The sequence below is a fragment of the Serratia sp. 22278 genome (assembly GCF_052045405.1).
In the GTDB taxonomy this organism is placed as follows: domain Bacteria; phylum Pseudomonadota; class Gammaproteobacteria; order Enterobacterales; family Enterobacteriaceae; genus Serratia; species Serratia marcescens.
On sequence record NZ_JBQEOW010000039.1, the window covers coordinates 1 to 402 of the forward strand.

Consider the following 402-nt stretch of genomic DNA (forward strand, 5'->3'; position numbering starts at 1 on the left):
TTCCTGTGGCAGGGCTACCGGTTGCTGCAGGAGCAGCGCGACGACGGCAGCCGCCGCAGCTGGAGCTACGATCCGGCCAGCCCGTGGAGCCCGCTGGCGGCGCTGGAGCAGGCGGGCGACAGCCGCTCGGCGGATATTTACTGGTATCACACCGATCTGAACAGCGCGCCGCTGGAAGTGACCGACGCGGCGGGCAACCTGTGCTGGTCCGGGCAATACGACACCTTCGGCAAGCTGCAGGGCCAGACGGTGGCCGGCGCGGCGAAGCGGCAGGGCGCGCAATATCAGCAGCCGCTGCGCTACGCCGGGCAATATCAGGACGACGAAAGCGGCCTGCACTACAACCTGTTCCGCTACTACGAACCCGAGGTGGGGCGTTTCACCACGCAGGATCCGATAGGG

Annotated in this window: 1 protein-coding gene; it reads left to right on the forward strand. The window is 67.4% G+C overall.

The window, feature by feature from the left end:
• A partial coding sequence (locus tag ACTJJ6_RS23605; protein ID WP_440827462.1) for an RHS repeat-associated core domain-containing protein occupies positions 1 to 402 on the forward strand: 402 nt, incomplete at both ends.